This is a genomic window from Nostocoides vanveenii, assembly GCF_039531165.1.
Classification (GTDB): domain Bacteria; phylum Actinomycetota; class Actinomycetes; order Actinomycetales; family Dermatophilaceae; genus Nostocoides_A; species Nostocoides_A vanveenii.
Map to the genome: position 1 here is coordinate 13,922 of NZ_BAAAPN010000107.1, position 18,461 is coordinate 32,382.

Genomic DNA, 18,461 nt, shown 5'->3' on the forward strand with positions numbered 1-18,461 from the left:
CTCTGTGCAACTACAGGTGTAGTGTCTTGATTTGCCAGAACCACTACATCTGTAGTTCACTCAAAGGAGTGCTTCACATGGGCCTCATGACCTCCCTCGCCGCCGTCGTCACCTTCTTCACCGTCGTCATCGGCATCGCCGGCGCGCTTCTCGCTGCTTCCGTTCTTGTTCTCGGCGGCGAAGCCGTCGTCCGCAACCACACGCTTCGCGGGCGTCGGCAAGAGTCCGTCCCGACCTACTACCGCCACCTCGTCCTCGGCCACTGATCCGGCCGCGCCGGTCGTCGGCGTCCAGCGGGGCTTCAGCAACCGCGGGCACACTTGCCCGTATGCCGTTTGCCCGCCACTTGCCGCCCGGTCCGCTTCCGCGGACCGGGCTTGCTCGTCCCACCCTGGTGGGTGAGACCTGGCTGGTGCTGGGGGTCTCGCTCGGCGCGTCGGCCCTGTGGTCGCTGCTGAGCCTGATCGACAAGCTCACCAAGCAGGTCGCGCTCAGCGCGCAGACGACCACCATGAACTCCTCGATCACCCCGGACCGGCCCTGGCTCGATCTGGCCTATCAGCTGGTACCCATCGGGCTGGGCGTGGTGCCGGCGCTGCTGGCGCTGCACCTGCTGCGCCGCGACGACCCGGCCGCGCCCGCCCTGATCGGGCTCGACGCGCGCCAACCGGCGCGCGATCTGCTGATGGGCGCCGCGCTCGCCGGGGTGATCGGCATACCGGGCCTCGGGCTGTATCTCGCCGCTCGCGCTCTCGGCGTCAACACGAGCATCGCGGCGGCCAATCTCGCCGACCACTGGTGGACGATCCCGGTGCTCGTCCTGGCTGCCGCGCAGAACGCCATCCTCGAAGAGGTCGTCATGGTCGGCTATCTGTTGACCCGCTGGCGGCAGGCGGGGTGGAGTCCGGCGCTCGGGATCGTGGCGTCGGCCGTGATCCGGGGCGCCTACCACCTCTATCAAGGGTTCGGCGGCTTCGTGGGCAATCTGGTGATGGGCCTGGTCTTCGGGGCCGTCTACACGCGCACGCGACGCGTGCTGCCGCTGGTGATCGCGCATACGATCCTCGACATCGTCTCCTTCGTCGGCTATGCGCTGTTGAAGTCGCACCTGTCCTGGCTCTGATCGCGCTCACCGCGGGGGAAATCGGTCGTGGGCGGTCGGCGCGCCCTGACACAATCTCGGGGTGCTGCGCCGCCTCGGATTTCCGGATGCGTCGGCACACCTGGCTCTCGTCACCGGCATCGGCATCGACGCGCTCGGCAGTGGGGTCTTCATGCCGGTCTCGATCCTGTTCTTCCTTCGCACCACTGACGTGCCGATGGCCGATGTCGGGCTGGCTCTCGGCGTCGCCGGGGCGATCGCGATTCCCTTCATCGTGGTCTCGGGTGATCTCGTGGACCGCTTCGGCGCCCGGACCGTGCTGCTCGCGTCGAACCTGATCCAGGCGGTCGGATACGGCGCCTATGTGCTGGCGCACAGCGCCGTCGCGATCGCGCTCGTCGGCGCGGTGGCCGCGATCGGCCAGAGCGCCTTCTGGAGTTCCTACTCCCCCATGGTCGCCGCGGCCACCGACGAGGGCGAGCGCGAGGTCTGGTTCGGCTTCCTCGGGGCGTTGCGCAATATCGGCTTCGCGCTCGGCGGGGTCGTCGCGAGCGCGGTGTTGCAGATCGGGACGGCGGGTGCGTTCCGGGCGTTAGTCCTGGCGAATGCGGCCAGCTATGTGCTCGCCTTCCTGGTGCTGCTACGCGTCCGGGCCGGGCATCGGATTATCGCCGATGCCCCCGTCGCGGACGCAGCTACCGACGGCGCGGCTGGCGCGGTCGCGGCTTCCGACAGGCTCGCCGGATCGTGGGGCGCCGTCGTGCGCGATCGGCCCTATCTGGTGCTCATCGTGACGAACTGCGCCTATGCCCTGTGCACGATCTCGCTCGTCGTCGCCATGCCCGTGTATGCGTTGACCACCCTGGGCCTGGCCGGCTGGGTCAGCGGTGCACTGCTCACGGTCAACACCGTGCTGGTCGGCTTCGGTCAGGGACTCATCGTGCGCGCGATGGATGGCCATCGCCGCTTCCGCGTCATTGCGCTCGGACAGGGGCTGTATGCCGTGGGTTTCGCCGCGCTCGCGGCGTGCGGGTGGTTGTCACTGCACGCCGCCACGGCGGGGATCTTTCTGGCCGTCGCGATCTACACATTGGGCGAAGTGCTCGGCGGGCCGCCCCTGTCCACGGTAGCGGTCGAGGCGGCGCCCGAGGCCCTGCGCGGGCGCTATCTGGCCGCCTATCAGCTGTCCTGGAATGCCGCCAATATCGCGGCGCCCGTGCTGCTCCTCGGTCTGCTGGCGCACGACCGGTTCAGTGTGTGGATTGTCATGGTCGCGGTCGCGGGCGCGGGTGCCGCCTTGATCGCCGCTCTCGGAGCCCGTATGCCGGCGGCCGCCGTCCGCGTGGCCAGCGCGCCCTCTGCTTGATCTCGGCCTATCCTGACGGACGTCGCGTCGAGACATTGGGTGACTCTCTGCGCATGCGGAACCGGCCTTTCGACGGGCCTGAACCGGCCTTTCGACGGGGGCCGGTCAGGCGTTGCGCGGGGTCGGGTAGAGAAGCCGGAAGCTTTCGCAGACGACCGGCATGTCGGCGGCGAAGCCCCGGTCATGATCGGCATACTCGGTGAAGAAGGCCTGGTGGATCGCGCGCCAGGTGTCCAGCGAGCGATCGCCCTCACCTTCGGCGTGGGCGTGCTCGGCGCTGACCTGGTCGAAGGGCACGACCTCGACCTCGGTCATCCCGATCAACGCCCGGGGTTTGGCCGCGCCGTCGAGGATGATCGCGAGGTCTCCCGGGCGCGGCACCTCCTCCTCCAGCGCCTCGTAGTCCCACGAGGCGCCAGCGGTCGCCGTCTTGGTGCCGTCCAGCACAAGCGCGAGTAGCGCGTCGGCCTGTTCGGGGGTGGCGCCGAAGGCCCACGCCGGCGGCTGCAGGGCACCGAGACCCGTGACGCCGGTATAGATCTCCAGATCGTTCAGCCGGGCCTTGACCCGCGCGACATCCCAGAACTCCCGGACCTCATCGGCGACCTGCTCCAGCTCCACGTCCGTCATGACGGACACGGTAACTGCCCCGGCTCAGAACTTGCCGCTGCCGGCCCTGCGCAGGTCGTGGTTGAGCTGGCTGATGACGTCCATCGGGATGCCCTTGGGGCAGGCCGCCGAGCACTCACCGATATTGGTGCACCCGCCGAAACCTTCCTGGTCGTGCTGGGCAACCATCGCCTGGACACGCATCGCCCGCTCCGGCTGCCCCTGGGGCAGCTCACCGAGGTGGGTGATCTTGGCGCCCATGAAGAGCATCGCCGCAGCGTTCGGGCAAGCCGCGACACAGGCACCGCAGCCGATGCACTCGGCGGCCATGAAGGCCCGGTCCGCCTTCGGCTTCGGCACGGGCGTGGCGTTCGCGTCGGGCGCGGAGCCGGTGTTGACCGAGATGAACCCGCCCGCCTGGATGATCCGGTCGAAGGCGCTGCGGTCGACGACCAGATCGCGAATGATCGGGAAGGCATCGGCGCGCCACGGCTCGATGGTGATCGTCTCGCCGTCCTTGAAGCTGCGCATGTGCAACTGGCACGTGGTGGTCTTTTCGGGCCCGTGCGCGTCACCGGAGATCATCAGGCCGCACATGCCGCAGATGCCCTCGCGGCAGTCGCTGTCGAAGGCGACCGGCTCGGTGCCCTCGGCGTTGAGCCGCTCGTTGAGGACGTCGAGCATCTCCAGGAAGGACATATCGGGCGAGATGTCGTTGACCTGGTAGGTCACCAGCTCGCCGCGAGCCCGGGGGCCGTCCTGGCGCCAGATCTTCAGGGTGAGATTCACGTCAGATGTCCTTGCCGTGGGGATGGTTCGTGTCGTTGGGGGGGTCGGGGGCGGAGCCCCCTGTGGGCTATTTGTAGCTGCGCTGCTTCAGGGCGATGGCGTCGTAGACGAGCGGTTCCTTGTGGAGGATGGGCGCGGCCATACCGCCCTCGTCACCGGAGCCGGCATACTCCCAGCCGGCGACATAGAGGAACTGGTCGTCGTGGCGCAGCGCCTCGCCGTCCTCGGTCTGGCTCTCCGCGCGGAAGTGGCCACCGCAGGATTCGCGGCGGTGCAGCGCGTCGATGCACATCAGCTCACCGAGCTCGAGGAAGTCGGCGACCCGGCCGGCCTTCTCCAGGCTTTGGTTGAGCGTGTCGGCCGACCCGAGCACCCGGACATTGCGCCAGAACTCGGCGCGGAGCGACCGGATCAGGTCGATGGCCTTCATCAGACCGGTCTCGGTGCGCTCCATCCCGCAGTACTCCCACATGATGTGGCCGAGTTCCTTGTGGAAGGAGTCGACGGACCGCTCGCCATTGATCGCGAGCAGCCGCTGGGTGCGCTCCTCAACCGAACGCCGGGCTTCGGCGACCGCCGGGGAATCCGCGTCCAGCTTGGGGTAGGGCCCCTTGGCGAGGTAGTCGCGGATGGTGTTGGGCAGCACGAAGTAGCCGTCCGCCAGGCCCTGCATCAGCGCGCTCGCCCCGAGGCGGTTGGCGCCGTGGTCGGAGAAGTTGGCCTCACCGGTGACGAAGAGCCCGGGGATATTCGAGGACAGGTCGTAATCGACCCACAGCCCGCCCATCGTGTAGTGGACGGCGGGGTAGATCCGCATCGGCGTCTCATACGGATTCTCGCCCGTGATGCGGGCATACATATCGAAGAGATTGCCGTATTTCGCTTCCACCGCCGGGCGCCCCAGGCGGGCGATCGCGTCGGCGAAGTCGAGATAGACACCGCGCCGGAAGTCACCGACCAGCGGGCCGACGCCGCGGCCCTCGTCGCACATGTTCTTGGCCTGGCGCGAGGCGATATCGCGCGGCACCAGGTTGCCGAAGGCGGGGTAGATCCGCTCCAGGTAGTAGTCGCGGTCCTGCTCGGGGATGGTGCGCGGGTCCTTCTCGCAGTCCTCGCGGCGCTTGGGCACCCAGATGCGCCCGTCATTGCGCAGCGACTCGGACATCAAGGTCAGCTTGGACTGGTGGTCACCGGACACCGGGATGCAGGTCGGGTGGATCTGGGTGTAGCACGGGTTGGCGAAATAGGCGCCCTTGCGGTGCGCCCGCCATCCGGCCGTGACATTGGAACCCATGGCGTTGGTGGAGAGGAAGAAGACATTGCCGTAGCCACCGGAGCCGAGGACAACGGCGTCGGCGAGGTGGGTCTCGATCTCGCCGGTCACCAGGTCGCGGGCGATGATGCCGCGGGCACGGCCGTCCTCGACGATCAGCTCGAGCATCTCGTGGCGGGTGTACATCTCGACCGTGCCCTCGGCGACCTGCCGCTCCAGGGCCTGGTAGACGCCGATCAACAACTGCTGCCCGGTCTGACCGCGGGCGTAGAAGGTCCGCGAGACCTGCACGCCACCGAAGGAGCGGTTGTCCAGCAGGCCGCCGTATTCGCGTGCAAAGGGCACGCCGGCTGCGACGCACTGGTCGATAATGTTGGCGCTGACCTCGGCCAGGCGATAGACGTTTGTCTCGCGGGAGCGGTAGTCGCCACCCTTGACGGTGTCGTAGAAGAGGCGATAGATCGAGTCGCCGTCCTCCTTGTAGTTCTTGGCCGCGTTGATGCCGCCCTGGGCGGCGATGGAGTGGGCCCGGCGCGGGGAGTCCTGGTAGCAGAAGGACTTCACGTGGTAGCCGGCCTCGCCGAGGGTGGCGGCCGCCGCGCCACCGGCCAGGCCGGTGCCGACGATGATGACCGAGAGCTTGCGCCGGTTGGCCGGGTTGACGAGGGCGGCGTCGAACTTGCGCGAGGTCCACTTCGCGGCGATCGGGCCGGCCGGGGCCTTGGTATCCGCGATCTCTTCGCCCACGCGGTAGTAGTCGGCGTCGACGCCTTCGGGGGTCATCAGGTCGGTCATATCACTCACTTCTTCACGATCCCGAAGAGGATCGACATCGGCGGAATGAGGAAGGCAAGCCAGATCAGCCCGCCGACGGCGTGCGAGATCGCCTTGGCCCGAGTGCGCGCGGCGGCTGAGGAGGTAAGCCCGAGCGTTTGCGACGCGCTCCACACCCCGTGGAAGAGGTGGAACGCCAAGGCGGTGACGGCCAGGACGTAGATCAGCGTCACCCACCAGATCTCGAAGCTGCCGACGACATTCTCGTAGGGCGAGGGGACCTTGCCCTGCGGGTGGATGGTGTGAGTGGTCAGGTGCAGGATGTGGAAGATCACGAAGAGCAGCAGGGCCACGCCGCCATACCGCATGGTGCGGGAGGCGAGACTGGAAGCCGCGGCCTTCTTCACGGCATACCGGGTGCTGCGGGCGCCATTGGCGCGGCTCCACAGCGTGAACGCCGAGTAGGCATGCAGCGCCAAGCTCCCGATCAGCACGACGCGCACGATCCAGAGCAGGCCGCCATACGGAAGCATCGGCATCCCGATGGTGCGCAGGTGATGGGCGTAGGTGTTGAACTTCTCGGCACCCCCAAGCACCATCAGGTTGCCGTAGGCGTGCAGGGCGACATAGCCGAGGAAGATCAGGCCGGTCACGGCCATCAGGATCTTCAGGCCGATCGATGACCGCACGGCCGGTTTCGCTACGGGGAGGGTCGAGGTTGCCACCTGGGCAAACTATCGTGCCGCACCGACACCGCGCGCGCAGGGTCGCCGGCAGGCGGTGTGAGATTTCACCGATTTGTCACCGAGCGGCGTGCCGAGCACTCCCAGGAACGCCGATCCGGGGTGGGCGCCGCCTGGCCACCCCGCCCCGGACGGAGTCCGTATGCCGGTCAGGCGCGCCCGTGCGCCGCCCGGCTGCGACGCGAGAGGCTGTCGATGATCACGGCGAGCAGCAACACACCGCCGGTAACCATGAAACGGTAGCTGGTGTCCAGCGAGAGCAGGCCGAGGCCATTGGAGATGGACTGGATGACGAGGATGCCGAGCAGGGCCGAGTAGGCCGACCCCCGCCCGCCGAAGAGGCTCGTGCCACCGATCACGGCCGCTGCGATGGCGTTGAGGTTGGTATCGGCGCCGCCGCTGCTCTGGCTGACGGATGCCAGACGCGCGGCCGCGAAGATCCCACCGAGGGCCGCGAAGAAGGAACTCAACGCGAAGACGGTCAGATAGATGCGTTTGACATTGATGCCAGCGCGGCGGGCGGCCTCGACATTGCCACCGACCGCCATCACCGAGCGGCCCCACCGGGTGCGACGGACCAGCAGGTCGGTGAGCACGACGAGGGCGATGAACGTCAGGACCATATAGCTGACTCCGCGATCCCGGCCGAGGATGTAAACAGCAAGCAGCAGAATCAGGCCGAGCAGTCCCGTGCGGACGAGGACGACGGACGGGGGCACAGCCGAGAGCCCGGCCGCAGCACGCCGGCGGCCCTGCGCGAGCTTGGCGAGGATCGCGGCACCGACAGCGAGCAGGACGAGGGCATAGGCGACGGCGTCCGGGACGAACTTCTGGCTGGCGAACTGGACGATGTCGGAGGTGAAGGCGAGGTTGATGGTGCCGTCCTTGCCGAGCACCTTGATCTGCAGGCCGAGGACGGCGAGCAAGCCGGCCAAGGTGATGACGAAGCTGGGCACGCCGTAGCGGTTGAACAGCAGACCGTAGATCACGCCGATGGCGACGCCGACCAACAGTGCCAGCCCCACCGCCATACCGGACGTCCAGCCGTGGTTGACAAAACCAACGGCGAGGACGGCGCCGGACAGGCCGCTGACAGATCCGACGGAGAGGTCGATCTCGCCGAGAAGCAGGACGAGGACCACACCGATGGCGATGGTGCCGGTCGGGACCATCTGCAAGGTGAGGTTGACCAGGTTGCGGCTGGAGAGGAAGGCGTCGTTGAGGACGAAGAAGACTCCCCAGATCAGGATCAGGCCGATGACGACCGGGAGTGAGCCGAGGTCTCCGGAGCGCAGCCTCGAGATTGATCCCTTCACCCACCCGGCCAGGCCCTCGTCGGCGAGGAAGCGCTCGTCCTGGCGGTCGGCGGGGATAGCCATCGTCGGGTCGGTGGTGGTGGGTGGGGTGCTCACTGGTGCTCCTGAGTGGCGTGGTCCTGGTCGTCGGTCAGGTGCGCCGCGGGCACAGCGTCCCGGCGCGCAGCGCGCTCGGAGACGGCATTCGTGGTGGCGCCGGTGATGGCGGCGATGATTTCCTGGCTGGTGGTCTCGGCCACCCGGAACTCGCCATTGTTGCGACCGAGCCGGAGGACGACGACCCGGTCGGCCACCGCCATCACGTCGGACATATTGTGAGAAATGAGGATGACGCCGAGGCCGTTCTCGCGCAGCCGCTCGACCAGATTGAGCACCTCGGCCGTCTGGGCGACGCCGAGAGCTGCCGTCGGCTCGTCGAGCATGACCACCTTGGGCTTGCCCAGCAGCGACCGGGCGATGGCGACCGTCTGGCGCTGGCCACCGGAGAGGCTGGCGATCGGAATCCGGACGCTGGGGATCTTGGCCGACAACTCGCGCAGCAACCGCCAGGACTCCTTCTCCATGGCGACTTCGTCGAGCATGCCGGTCGAGGTGACCTCGCTGCCGAGGAAGAGATTGGCGACGACGTCGAGGTTGTCGCACAGGGCGAGGTCCTGGAAGACGGTCGCGATACCGAGCCGCTGGGCCTCGGCGGGCGAGGAGATCGTCACGTTCGCGCCGTCGAAGGTGACGTGTCCTTCGTCGGGTTGGTAGACCCCGGCGATCGCCTTGACGAGAGTGGACTTGCCAGCGCCATTGTCGCCGACCAAGGCCACCACCTCTCCGGGGCGGACGTCGAAGTCGATGTCTTTGAGGGCCTGCACGGCGCCGAAGCGCTTGGAGATACCCGTCATCGACAAGACCGGCTGAGCCGGAGAGGTGGTGGTCATCGGTGACTCACTTCGTTGGAGGGTTGCTACTCGGCGGGATCGGGGACGGACCTACTTGATCCCGGCAGCGGTGCACGCGGACGCGTAGTCACCGGTGCAGATGTCAGCGGCCTTGTAGAAGCCGTCCTTGATGATCGTGTCCATGATGTTGTCCTTGGTGACGACAATGGGCTCGAGCAAGGTCGCCGGCACGCCTTCCTTGTCCGCGGACGTGGCCGGGGTCTGGCCGGTGGCGAGAGCGATCGCGGCCTGGGCGGCGCCCTCGGCCTCGGGCTTGATGGCCTTGTAGATCGTCAATGCCTGGTCGCCGGCGAGAATCCGCTGGATCGCAGCGAGCTCGGCGTCCTGGCCAGTGACCGGAGGCAGCGGGCTGACACCGCCACCCTTGAGGGCGGCGATCGCGCCACCAGCGGTGCCGTCATTGGCGGCATAGACGCCCACCAGGCCCGACTTGACGGCCGACAACTGCGATTCCATCCACGCCTGCGCCTTGTCCGGGCTCCAGTCGGGGGTGTCGTATTCGGCGGCGATCTTGTAGCCCGACTTATCCAGCACGCTGTGCGCGCCCGCCTTGAAGTCGGCCGCGTTGGCGTCCGTCGGAGAACCGTTGATCATCACGATGTCGCCGCTGGTCTTGCCGGCTGCCTTGAGGGCGTCGACCAGGCCGGTGCCCTGCAACTCGCCGACCTTCTTGTTGTCGAAGGAGATGTAGTAGTCGCTGCCGGCCACGAAGCGGTCATAGGCGATGACCTTGACACCCTGGCTCTTGGCGTTGGCGACGATGGTCTGTGCCGACTTGCCGTCAACCGCATCGAGGACTAGCACCTTGGCGCCCTGGGTCAGAGCCGCCTCGGCCTGCTGCTGCTGCTTGGCCGCGTCCTGGTCGGCGTTGGAGTAGAGGACCTCGCAGTCGGCGCAGTCGGCCTTGACGGCCGCTTCGAAGAGCGGGCGGTCGAAGGACTCGTATCGGGTGGTCTTGGACTCAGGCAGCAGCAGGGCGATCTTTCCTCCCGCAGCGGAGCCGCCGCCGGAACTGGCGGTGTCGGTTGCGGCTGACGTCGTGCCTGCCGACGATGAGGCGCCCCCGGCCGCGCTGGTCGTGGAGGTGCCGCTATTGGTGCCGCAAGCGGTCAGTGCCGTCGCGGTCAAGCCGGCGGCGAGGATGGCGAACGACGTGCGCGTCGCACGGATGGCGGTCATTGCGTTGTGACTCCTGACTTCCTTGTCCTGCTGCGGTCGAGCGCCGCAGCCCGGAAGTCATTGAATCCGGGTTCATACCTTGAAGTCAAGACTTGAAGTCAAGATTTTTTCTGTCGGACTGCCGAGACCGTCAGGTGACTGCCAACGCGGCCCGCTGAGCGTTGTCCTGGACCTCTCTGGCCAGCACCAGGGCACCGACGACGTCGGACTCTTCGCCGAGGTCCCCTGCGCGCACAAAGACCGACGAGGCGGCGCTGGGCAGGGCACGGCGTTCGATGGCGCGCCGGACCGGGTCGATGAGAAGCGGACCCAGGCGGGCCATCTGTCCCCCGATCGAGATCACCTCTGGGTTGAGCAGATTGACAACGGCGGACAACGCAAGGCCGAGTGACTCCCCCGCATCCGCGAGCACGCGTCGGCACCCGGGCTCCCCGGCCAGGGCCTTGCTGATCACATCGCGCAGCGTGAGCACCCCATGCGACGGGCGCAGAGCCTCCAGGATCGCGGCGGAGCCGACAACCGTGTCCAGGCACCCGCGGTTGCCGCAGCGGCACACGGCGCCCTTGTCGTCGATGGAGATATGGCCGATCTCGCCGGCGGTGCCGGCACTGCCGCGCACGAGTTGCCCGTTGACGACCAGGCCGGCCCCCACGCCATAGGACATCTTGACATGCACGGCATCAGAGATTCCTTGCAGCGCACCGGAATTCATTTCACCAAGCGTGGCGAGATTTGCCGTGTTGTCGAGGAGAACGGGGGTCTTGAGGGCGGCCGCAGCCGCATCCGCGATCTCGATCCCGCGCCAACCGGGCAGGATGCCAGCGGCACCGATCTGCCCCGAGACGGTATCGATCGGGGCGGGAACGCCGAGGCCGACAGCAACGAGTTCGCGGGGACTGTGACCAGACCGTTCGACCAGGTCGAAGAGCAACGTCGCTCCTCGCTCCAGGCCCTCGTCGGCGGCGTGCTCGGCGGGCAGCGGCATACGACTGCTCGCGACGACCCGGTCCGGGGTGCCGGCCACCGCGGCCCGCACGTCGCGGTCTCCGAAGACGATGGCCCCAAGGATGCCGTCGGGCGTCGCCAACGAGACACTCACAGCGCGTCGTCCGTTGCGGACACTCGGGGTCAGCTCGACGACTCCCGCGCTGCCGAGCTCCTTGACGACATTGGACACCGTCGCCGGGCTAAGGCCGGTCTGTTCGGCGATCTCGATCTGGGTCAGCGCGCCGAGCCGGGTCAGCGCATCGAGGACCCGGAAGCGATTGCGTTCGCGCAGCGAGCTTTGCGAGCCGGGTGCGGCGCTCTCTGCGTTCACGTCTTAAACATAGCCAATGGTCACGCGCCTGGGGAAGAGCCAGCGGTCTGCGCGCGGCGCTGCATCAGGTGGCGGTGCTCCGCCTCGTTGTGGCACAGCGAGATCGCTGCATCGAAAGCCGCCAGAGCGGATGAGCGCCGTCCACAACGGTCCAGCAGCTCCGCACGGACCGCGGGGAGGCGATGGCCGGGCAGGTCGCCGGCGTCGAGATCGGCGATCGCGGCGAGGCCCCTCCTCGGGTCCTGCCGTCTCGGCGAGCGCTACCGCCCGCGCCAGCCGGGCGGCCGGCGAGGGAAAGGCGATCAGGAGGGCGTCATAGTGCGCGACGATCCGGTCCCAGCGGGTGGCTACGGAGGTCGGGGCGAGAGCGTGCTCGGCAGCGATGAGCGCCTGGAGGCGGAAGGCGTCCGCGGGCGCGGCGGGGATGGCGTCGAGGAGGTCGATGGCTTCGGAGATCTCGCTGTGGTGCCAGCGGTTGCGGTCTTGATCGGGCAGCAGAACGATCTCGCCGTCCGCATCCAGCCGGGCGTCTCTGCGTGAGTGCTGCAGGAGCATCAGAGCGAGCAGGCCATCGAGAGTGCTATTGGCCGGCACGAGGGACCGCACGACCCGGACGAGGTGGATCGCCTCGCCGGCGAGTTCGGTGTGCATCAGATCGGGGCCGGAGCCGGCAGCATACCCGGCGGTGAACGCATGGGCCACGGTGTCGAGGCGGTCGGGCAGGTCATCGAGCGCGGGGATGGCGAAGGGGATGCCGGCGGCGACGATCTTCTTCTTCCCGCGCGTGATCCGGGCGGCCATCGTCGGCTCCGTGCCTAGCCGATCGATCAGGACGCGCCGGGCACTCGTATGCAGCCAGGCCGCCGGGTTCGCCGGCACGCCGTCGCGCGGCCAAGTCCGGGCGGCGGCCTCGACGGCGTCGGCCAGCGCGTCCTCGGCCAGATCGAGGCGCCGGGAGTGCGCGATGAGTAGGGCGAGCAGGCGGCCCCACTCCTCGCGCACCACCCGGGTCAGGGCGTCGTCGTTCGGGTCGCTTCCCGAGGCGGCAGGGCTCGCCGATCCGCACTCGCCGCAGCGATGCCGCCCGCCGCCGTCACCCGACGTCATACGGCCTCCTCGGATGAACATCTGAGCCGGCCGCGATCGGCGGGCGTGCCGCGGCGCCGCATTCGTCCTCGCGAGGAGTCGATTTCGCATTTCGAGGAGTGAAAATTGCGCTCTCGACGGGGTGACGCAGGCTCATGAGCCGGAGAGGTCCTCGACGGGGCGGATCTCGACGGCATACCGGTGCGGCAGCAGGGCGGCAGCCTCGATGGCGGCGTCCAGATCGGGAAGTTCGACGTCGTAATAGCCGACCACGATCTCCGTCGTCTCCACGAACGGCCCGTCGCTCACCTCCCGCCGACCGTCGATGTGCCGGACCGTCGTCGCCATCGGCGTCTCCTCCAGCGGGGCCCCCGAGATCCGCCGGTAGCCGCGCTCGTCGGTCCAGGCGTGGAAGCGTTCGTGGGCGGCATAGACCTCGTCCTGCTCGGCGGGCGTCAGCTGCTCCCACTCGCCCATGCGGGTGCCGAGCAGGAAGACGTAGCGCTTCATCGGACGCGCTCGTCTTCGCGCACGACACGGCGCACCTCGATGCCGTCGCCGAGTTCGGCCAGGATCCCGCAGCAATCGAGCAGATCGTCGTAGTCACGGGTCTCGACGTGGAAGAAGCCACCGACGTGCTCCGCTGTCTCAGCGAACGGGCCGTCGCTGACGGATCCTCCGGCGCGAACGGTGCGGGCCTCGCTGGTGCGGTGCAGTTCGGCGCCGCCGAGCACGCGGTGCCCGCGGGCCGCGAGCGACTGCGCGAAGCGCCCGTAGGTCGCGTAGCCGGCGCTGCGTTCCTCCTGGCTCATCGTGGTCCACCACCGGTCCGCGTCGCCGATGATGAGGATGGCGTACTGCTCGGGGCCTGCCGTGGTCATCGACCTCTGCGGTGTGGTCATGGCTCAGTCCTCCACCAGGCGGCGCAGTTCGATCAGATCGCCAGTGCTCGCCAGGCCCGCGCAGATCTCGCGCAGGCCCACCTCGTCAGCGCTCTCGATCAGATAGAAGCCGACGATCTGCTCGCGGGACTCGGTGAACGGGCCGTCGGTGATCAGGGTGCCGCCGCTGCCGTCGGGGCGCATCGATGTCGCCTCGGCGGATGGAGTCAGCGGTCCGGCGACGATCACCCGGTGGCCGCCCGCGCCCAGGCGCTGGTTGAACAGGCGGTGGGCTTCGGCCCCCTTGGCATGGTCCTCGGCGGGCAGTTGCGCCCACTCCTCCTCGGGGGCGGGCAGCAACATCAGGTAACGACTCATCGGATCCTCCGTGATCGGGTCTTCGTGGCAGGTCGCGGGCGCGTCCTCACCACCATGACGGGCGCGGGTGGCCGCAATCGACAGCGCGGCCGGATTTCTTTTCCGACCTGCGGCGCGCGGCCTCAGCCTGCCGCGAGGGCCTGGTAGGTCGCGTAGGTCAGCGTGCGTCCCTCACGCTCGACCGTCCTGGCGATCTCGCGGACCTCGAGGCCGCCGAGACGATCGGCCAGGGCAGCGAGGCGGGCCAGGAGGCCGGGTTCCGGCTGCGCCGCCCAGATCGCTAGCGCCCCACCGGGGGCCAGCTGGGCGAGCGCACGCGCGAGGGTGGGATCGGCATACAGGCTCGAATTGTCCTGGTGGACAAGGAAGGACGGCCCATTGTCGACGTCCAGCAGGATGACGTCGAAGGTCTCGTCACCGGTCAGGAGGTCGGCCACATCGCCGGTATGCAGGCGCACGCGCGGATCGCCGACGACCCCGGTCAGGGTCGGGACGAGCCCGTCGCCGGCCCAGCCGACGAGGGCCGGCTCGATCTCGGCGATCACGACGTCTGCCACCCGCGGGTCTTCGAGGACGGCACGCGCAGTGAAGCCGAGGCCGAGGCCGCCGACGAGCACGCGGCGCGGCTGCGCGCACGCGGCGAGGCCCAAGCGCGCCAGCTCGACCTCGGTGGAGACGTCGATCGTGTCCATCGCGAAGACCCCGCCCACGATCAGCTCGTATGCCGTTCCTCCCCCTTGCGTCTCGCGGCACCGGAGCGCGATGTCGCCCCGTGGCGTGGTCGCCCGCGCGAGGGTTCGGGCGGGCTCGGGGCGGGCGGACGGCATACGGCAAGCCTGAGGCACGAGGGAAGGAGGGGCCTAATCGCGCCGAGGGCGATTTGTCGCAAGGGAATATTGTGCGAGATGTCCTTTCGGGCGAGGGTGGTTCGTGGAGGGTGAGGATGCGGCTTACGCCGAAAGACCTGGCCCCGCCGCCCGGCGGCGGCCGACCGCACGACTCGACCGAGGAGAAACTGCCATGGCTCAGTACCTACTGTCCGTCTGGCACGACGACCAGAACTTCCCGCAGACCAGCCCCGAGGACATGGACCGCATGTTCGCCCAGGTCGGCGCCTTCAACGAGGAGCTCCAGGGCGCGGGATCGTGGGTCTTCGCCGGCGGCCTACACCCGATCACGACCGCCACGGTGGTCGATGCGAGCAAGGGCGAGCCGGTGATCACCGGCGGCCCGTATGCCGAGAGCAAGGAGCAGATGGGCGGCTTCTGGGTCATCGAGGCGGCGAACCTCGAGGAGGCACTGGAGTGGGCGCGCAAGGGCTCGGCCGCGTGCGAGGGCCCGGTGGAGGTGCGGCCCTTCCAGGGTGATGACGACACTTGAGCAGGCGAGGACCTGGACCGGGGCTTGCGTGCTGAGCACGGCCGGGTAGTCGCGGTGGCCGAAAACCGGGCCCGCACCCCGACACCTCTTCGTCACCGATGCACCCGTCCGGACCGGTGTCGACGTGGCAAACCGGTGTACCCGTGACGGACCCGTGCAGAGGTGACCGGGTTGGACGAAGTCGGGGTTGCCGCGGAGATGGTGTCCCTCGCGGACAAGACGACGGTCTCATGGCGCCCGAGATCACCTATTGGTTGACTCAGGCGCATGGGGGGCCGGGGCACGCCTCGTGGGCCCTGGCGCTGGTGCTCGACCAGACCCCCCGGCCCGTGCTGGCCGAGGTCGACGACGTCCTTTCTCACGCTGGTCCGACTCGCGCCTCCTCCCGTCGACAGGCCGATTCAGCCCCGTCGAGAGGCCGGTTCAGCCCTGTCGAAAGGCCGATTCAGCCCCGTCGAAAGGCCGATTCAGCCCCGTCGAAAGGCCGATTCGCGCGCGACGGCCGCGTCATAGAGAGCCTTCTTGGACAACCCCGTCGCCTCGGCGACCTGCGCGCACGCGTCCTTGAGCCGTATGCCGTTCCCCACCAACGCCCGCACCTGCTCCACCGCGGTGGGCAGGTCGGCGGCGACCGGGCTCGCGCCGGCGACGACGATGGTGATCTCGCCGAGCACGCCGTTGGCAGCCCAGTCGGCGAGTTCGCCCAGCGGTCCGCGGCGGACTTCCTCGTAGGTCTTGGTCAGCTCCCGGCAGACGGCGGCCGGCCGGCCGGCGCCGAAGGCCTCGACCATCGCCGCGAGGGTCGCGGCTGTGCGGTGCGGCGCCTCGAAGAAGACCATCGTCCGGCGCTCCGTGGCGAGGTCGGCCAGAACCCGCGCCCGTTCCCCGGCCTTGCGGGGCAGGAAGCCGTCGAAGGCGAAGCGGTCCACTGGGAGCCCAGACAAGGCCAGCGCCATGAGCACCGCGCTCGGCCCCGGCGCGCAGGTGACCGGCAGATCGGCGGCGACCGCCGCGGCGACGAGCCGGTAGCCGGGGTCGGACACCGACGGCATGCCGGCGTCGGTGACGAGCAGCACTCGCTCCCCCGCCCGCAGCCGCTCGATCAGATCAGCGGTGACGGCGGCCTCGTTGTGCTCGTGATAGCTGAGCATCCGGCCCGCAGGCACGACGCCGAGCGCCGCGCACAGCCGCTTGGTGCGGCGCGTGTCCTCGGCCGCGATGACATCGGCGCGGCCCAGCTCCGACACCAGCCGGGCGGAAGCGTCGCTGGGGTCACCGATGGGCGTGGCGGCGAGAACGAGCGGCATACGCGTCATCTTGGCTGAGGCCAGCCCAAAGCGCTCAATCGTTGGGCGCCTGTCCGTCCAGCGCTGATGGCCGATCGCCAGGCTGCCCCTTCGCCACCACTTTCCTCGGATCCGCCGCTTGAACCCACCTCGTGCGCCGAGGAGCGGGGTCGAGAGCGAGGTCAGCCGCGGTGGCCGAGTTCGAGCTTGCGGGCCAGCCAGAGGCTGTAGCCAATGGCGAAGCCCCCGTCCCGAACACCCCCACGGGCGCGATGGGCCCGGCACCCTGCTCTCCACCACCCCCATCCTCGACCCCACCGGCCACAAGATCATCCCCGGCACAGCCATCGTCGATGACGGCCATGTCTACGTCACCTCCACCACCGGCATCTACGACCTGACCACCAGCTAACGCGCGCTCCATCTCGCGAGCCAGGCGGGCAACATACGATGACGCCCGTGACCCGGACCGAGGAGCTGCGCGCTCGCCTGCTCGGCTTCCGGCCCACCGACCGGCTGATCGGCTGGCTCGGCCCACTGCTGTTCGCGGTGCTCGGGGGGCTGATGCGCTTCTGGGCGCTCGACCGGCCGCACCAGTTGGTGTTCGACGAGACCTACTACGTCAAGCAGGGCGTCTCGATGCTCGAATACGGCGTCGAGATGCGCTGGGCGGGCGAGGGCAAGGTCGTCGATCCGCTGTTCACGCACGGCAATCTCAACGTCTTCATCACCGACAACGGCGACATGGTCGTCCATCCGCCGGTCGGCAAATGGGTGATCGCCTTCGGGGAGTGGATCTTCGGCGCGACGTCGAGTTGGGGGTGGCGCTTCTCGGTCGCGACGCTCGGGACGCTGTCGATCCTGATCATCGGGCGGATCGCGCGCCGGCTCTTCTCCTCCTCCCTGCTCGGGACGCTCGCGTCCTTCCTGACTGCCTTTGAAGGCCACCACTTCGTCCACTCGCGCACCGGCCTGCTCGACATCATCCTGATGTTCTTCGCCCTGTGCGCCTTCGGGTGCATCCTCATCGACCGCGACCAGATGCGCCGCCGGCTGGCCGATCACGTGGGCCGGTTGTCACGGCATACGTATGAGACGTGGGGCCCCGTCCTCGGCTTCCGCCCCTGGCGGTGGGTGGCCGGGCTCTTCCTCGGCCTCGCGGCCGGGACCAAGTGGTCGGGGCTGTTCTTCCTGATCGCCTTCGGGCTGATGTCGGTGCTGTGGGATATGGGGGCCTATCGGGCGGCCGGTGTGCGGCGCTGGGTCAGCTCGGCGCTCGTCGTCCAGGGGCCGATCGCCTTCGTCGCCATGGTCGGGACGGCGCTGGTGACCTATGTGGCGTCGTGGACCGGGTGGTTCCTGAGCGACCACGGCTACAAGCGGCACTGGGCCGATACGCATCCGGGGCCCGACTGGATCCCTGGCGCGCTGCGCTCGCTGTGGAGCTATCACACCGAGGCCTACCACTTCCATCAAACGCTGACCTCGCCGCACGACTACATGTCCAACCCGTGGGGTTGGACGGTGATGTCGCGTCCGACATCCTTCTTCTATGAGGGGCCGAAGCTGGGCCAGGACGGCTGCACCGTCGCCGAATGCTCCAAGGCGATCACCTCGCTCGGCACCATCACCATCTGGTGGCTCGCGACGGCCGGCATCGTCATCTGCCTCTATCAATGGATCCTGCGGCGCGACTGGCGGGCCGGCGCCCTGCTGGGGGCGCTCGCCGCGGGCTGGCTCCCTTGGTTCAACCTGCAACACCGCACGATCTTCCAGTTCTACTCGATCGCCTTCCAGCCGTATGTCGTGTTGATCGCGGTCTATGTCCTCGCCTTGATCCTGGGGCCGGCGACCGCCCCCTGGCCGCGCCGGCGGCGTGGCCTGATCATCGTGGGGATCTACTGCCTGGCGACGCTGGCGTTGTTTGCGTTCTACTGGCCGATCTATACCGCGCAAGTGGTGCCCTACAACTTCTGGCGCATGCACATGTGGTTCCCGAGCTGGGTCTGACCGGATTCAGACCGAGCCGTC

General features: G+C 68.4%; 19 protein-coding genes. 5 read left to right on the plus strand and 14 right to left on the minus strand.

Annotation, left to right across the window (positions count from 1 at the left end):
- The first annotated feature begins 77 nt into the window (after positions 1–77).
- From ABD209_RS19160 to ABD209_RS19170, 3 genes are all read left to right on the plus strand, one after another.
- Positions 78–266, plus strand: coding sequence for a hypothetical protein (locus ABD209_RS19160; RefSeq protein ID WP_344069528.1), 189 nt, complete (start codon positions 78–80; stop codon positions 264–266).
- A gap of 62 nt (positions 267–328) precedes the next feature.
- The gene (locus ABD209_RS19165; protein WP_344069530.1) at positions 329–1,123 is read left to right on the plus strand and encodes a CPBP family intramembrane glutamic endopeptidase; all 795 of its coding nucleotides are present in this window, start codon (positions 329–331) and stop codon (positions 1,121–1,123) included.
- A gap of 61 nt (positions 1,124–1,184) precedes the next feature.
- On the plus strand, positions 1,185–2,468 hold the full coding sequence (locus tag ABD209_RS19170) for an MFS transporter (protein WP_344069533.1): 1,284 nt from the start codon (positions 1,185–1,187) through the stop codon (positions 2,466–2,468).
- 105 nt (positions 2,469–2,573) lie between these two features.
- On the opposite strand, the gene ABD209_RS19175 is transcribed toward ABD209_RS19170, so the two are convergent.
- From ABD209_RS19175 to ABD209_RS19235, 13 genes are all read right to left on the minus strand, one after another.
- On the minus strand, positions 2,574–3,098 hold the full coding sequence (locus ABD209_RS19175) for an ASCH domain-containing protein (protein WP_344069536.1): 525 nt from the start codon (positions 3,096–3,098) through the stop codon (positions 2,574–2,576).
- Between the two features lie 24 nt (positions 3,099–3,122).
- Positions 3,123–3,866, minus strand: a complete 744-nt coding sequence (locus ABD209_RS19180) for a succinate dehydrogenase/fumarate reductase iron-sulfur subunit (RefSeq protein WP_344069539.1) — start codon at positions 3,864–3,866, stop codon at positions 3,123–3,125.
- Positions 3,867–3,933: 67 nt separating this feature from the next.
- Complete coding sequence (locus ABD209_RS19185; RefSeq protein WP_344069790.1) at positions 3,934–5,934, minus strand: fumarate reductase/succinate dehydrogenase flavoprotein subunit; 2,001 nt, start codon at positions 5,932–5,934, stop codon at positions 3,934–3,936.
- Positions 5,935–5,939: 5 nt separating this feature from the next.
- Positions 5,940–6,638, minus strand: coding sequence for a succinate dehydrogenase cytochrome b subunit (locus ABD209_RS19190; RefSeq protein ID WP_324385605.1), 699 nt, complete (start codon positions 6,636–6,638; stop codon positions 5,940–5,942).
- A 167-nt stretch (positions 6,639–6,805) separates the two neighbouring features.
- Positions 6,806–8,068, minus strand: coding sequence for a sugar ABC transporter permease (locus ABD209_RS19195; protein ID WP_344069543.1), 1,263 nt, complete (start codon positions 8,066–8,068; stop codon positions 6,806–6,808).
- The gene (locus ABD209_RS19200; RefSeq protein WP_324385603.1) at positions 8,065–8,901 is read right to left on the minus strand and encodes an ATP-binding cassette domain-containing protein; all 837 of its coding nucleotides are present in this window, start codon (positions 8,899–8,901) and stop codon (positions 8,065–8,067) included. Before ABD209_RS19200 ends, ABD209_RS19195 begins: the two co-directional genes overlap by 4 nt.
- A 51-nt stretch (positions 8,902–8,952) precedes the next feature.
- A complete protein-coding gene (locus ABD209_RS19205; RefSeq protein WP_344069546.1) occupies positions 8,953–10,101 on the minus strand; it encodes a substrate-binding domain-containing protein in 1,149 nt (382 codons plus the stop codon).
- Between the two features lie 130 nt (positions 10,102–10,231).
- Complete coding sequence (locus tag ABD209_RS19210) at positions 10,232–11,419, minus strand: ROK family transcriptional regulator (RefSeq protein WP_344069549.1); 1,188 nt, start codon at positions 11,417–11,419, stop codon at positions 10,232–10,234.
- Between the two features lie 3 nt (positions 11,420–11,422).
- Positions 11,423–12,526 carry a DUF6596 domain-containing protein gene (locus ABD209_RS19215; RefSeq protein ID WP_344069552.1) on the minus strand — a complete coding sequence of 368 codons (1,104 nt, stop codon included), beginning with the start codon at positions 12,524–12,526 and terminating at the stop codon, positions 11,423–11,425.
- Positions 12,527–12,658: 132 nt separating this feature from the next.
- Entirely contained in the window at positions 12,659–13,015 is a 357-nt protein-coding gene (locus tag ABD209_RS19220; protein ID WP_324385599.1) for a YciI family protein, read from the minus strand.
- The gene (locus ABD209_RS19225) at positions 13,012–13,407 is read right to left on the minus strand and encodes a YciI family protein (protein WP_324385598.1); all 396 of its coding nucleotides are present in this window, start codon (positions 13,405–13,407) and stop codon (positions 13,012–13,014) included. Before ABD209_RS19225 ends, ABD209_RS19220 begins: the two co-directional genes overlap by 4 nt.
- A 3-nt stretch (positions 13,408–13,410) precedes the next feature.
- Positions 13,411–13,764 carry a YciI family protein gene (locus ABD209_RS19230; RefSeq protein WP_344069556.1) on the minus strand — a complete coding sequence of 118 codons (354 nt, stop codon included), beginning with the start codon at positions 13,762–13,764 and terminating at the stop codon, positions 13,411–13,413.
- 122 nt (positions 13,765–13,886) lie between these two features.
- Positions 13,887–14,591: a spermine/spermidine synthase domain-containing protein gene (locus tag ABD209_RS19235; protein WP_344069559.1), complete on the minus strand. Its 705-nt coding sequence runs from the start codon at positions 14,589–14,591 to the stop codon at positions 13,887–13,889.
- Positions 14,592–14,784: 193 nt separating this feature from the next.
- On the opposite strand from ABD209_RS19235, the gene ABD209_RS19240 reads away from it, so the two are divergent.
- Positions 14,785–15,144 (plus strand): YciI family protein, encoded by a 360-nt coding sequence (locus ABD209_RS19240; RefSeq protein ID WP_344069562.1) that lies wholly within the window; start codon positions 14,785–14,787, stop codon positions 15,142–15,144.
- Positions 15,145–15,611: 467 nt separating this feature from the next.
- Here the strand turns inward: ABD209_RS19240 and rsmI are convergent, their stop codons facing one another.
- Positions 15,612–16,460, minus strand: a complete 849-nt coding sequence (rsmI, locus tag ABD209_RS19245; protein ID WP_344069565.1) for a 16S rRNA (cytidine(1402)-2'-O)-methyltransferase — start codon at positions 16,458–16,460, stop codon at positions 15,612–15,614.
- Positions 16,461–16,880: 420 nt separating this feature from the next.
- On the opposite strand from rsmI, the gene ABD209_RS19250 reads away from it, so the two are divergent.
- A complete protein-coding gene (locus ABD209_RS19250) occupies positions 16,881–18,440 on the plus strand; it encodes a dolichyl-phosphate-mannose--protein mannosyltransferase (RefSeq protein ID WP_344069568.1) in 1,560 nt (519 codons plus the stop codon).
- Positions 18,441–18,461: the final 21 nt, after the last annotated feature.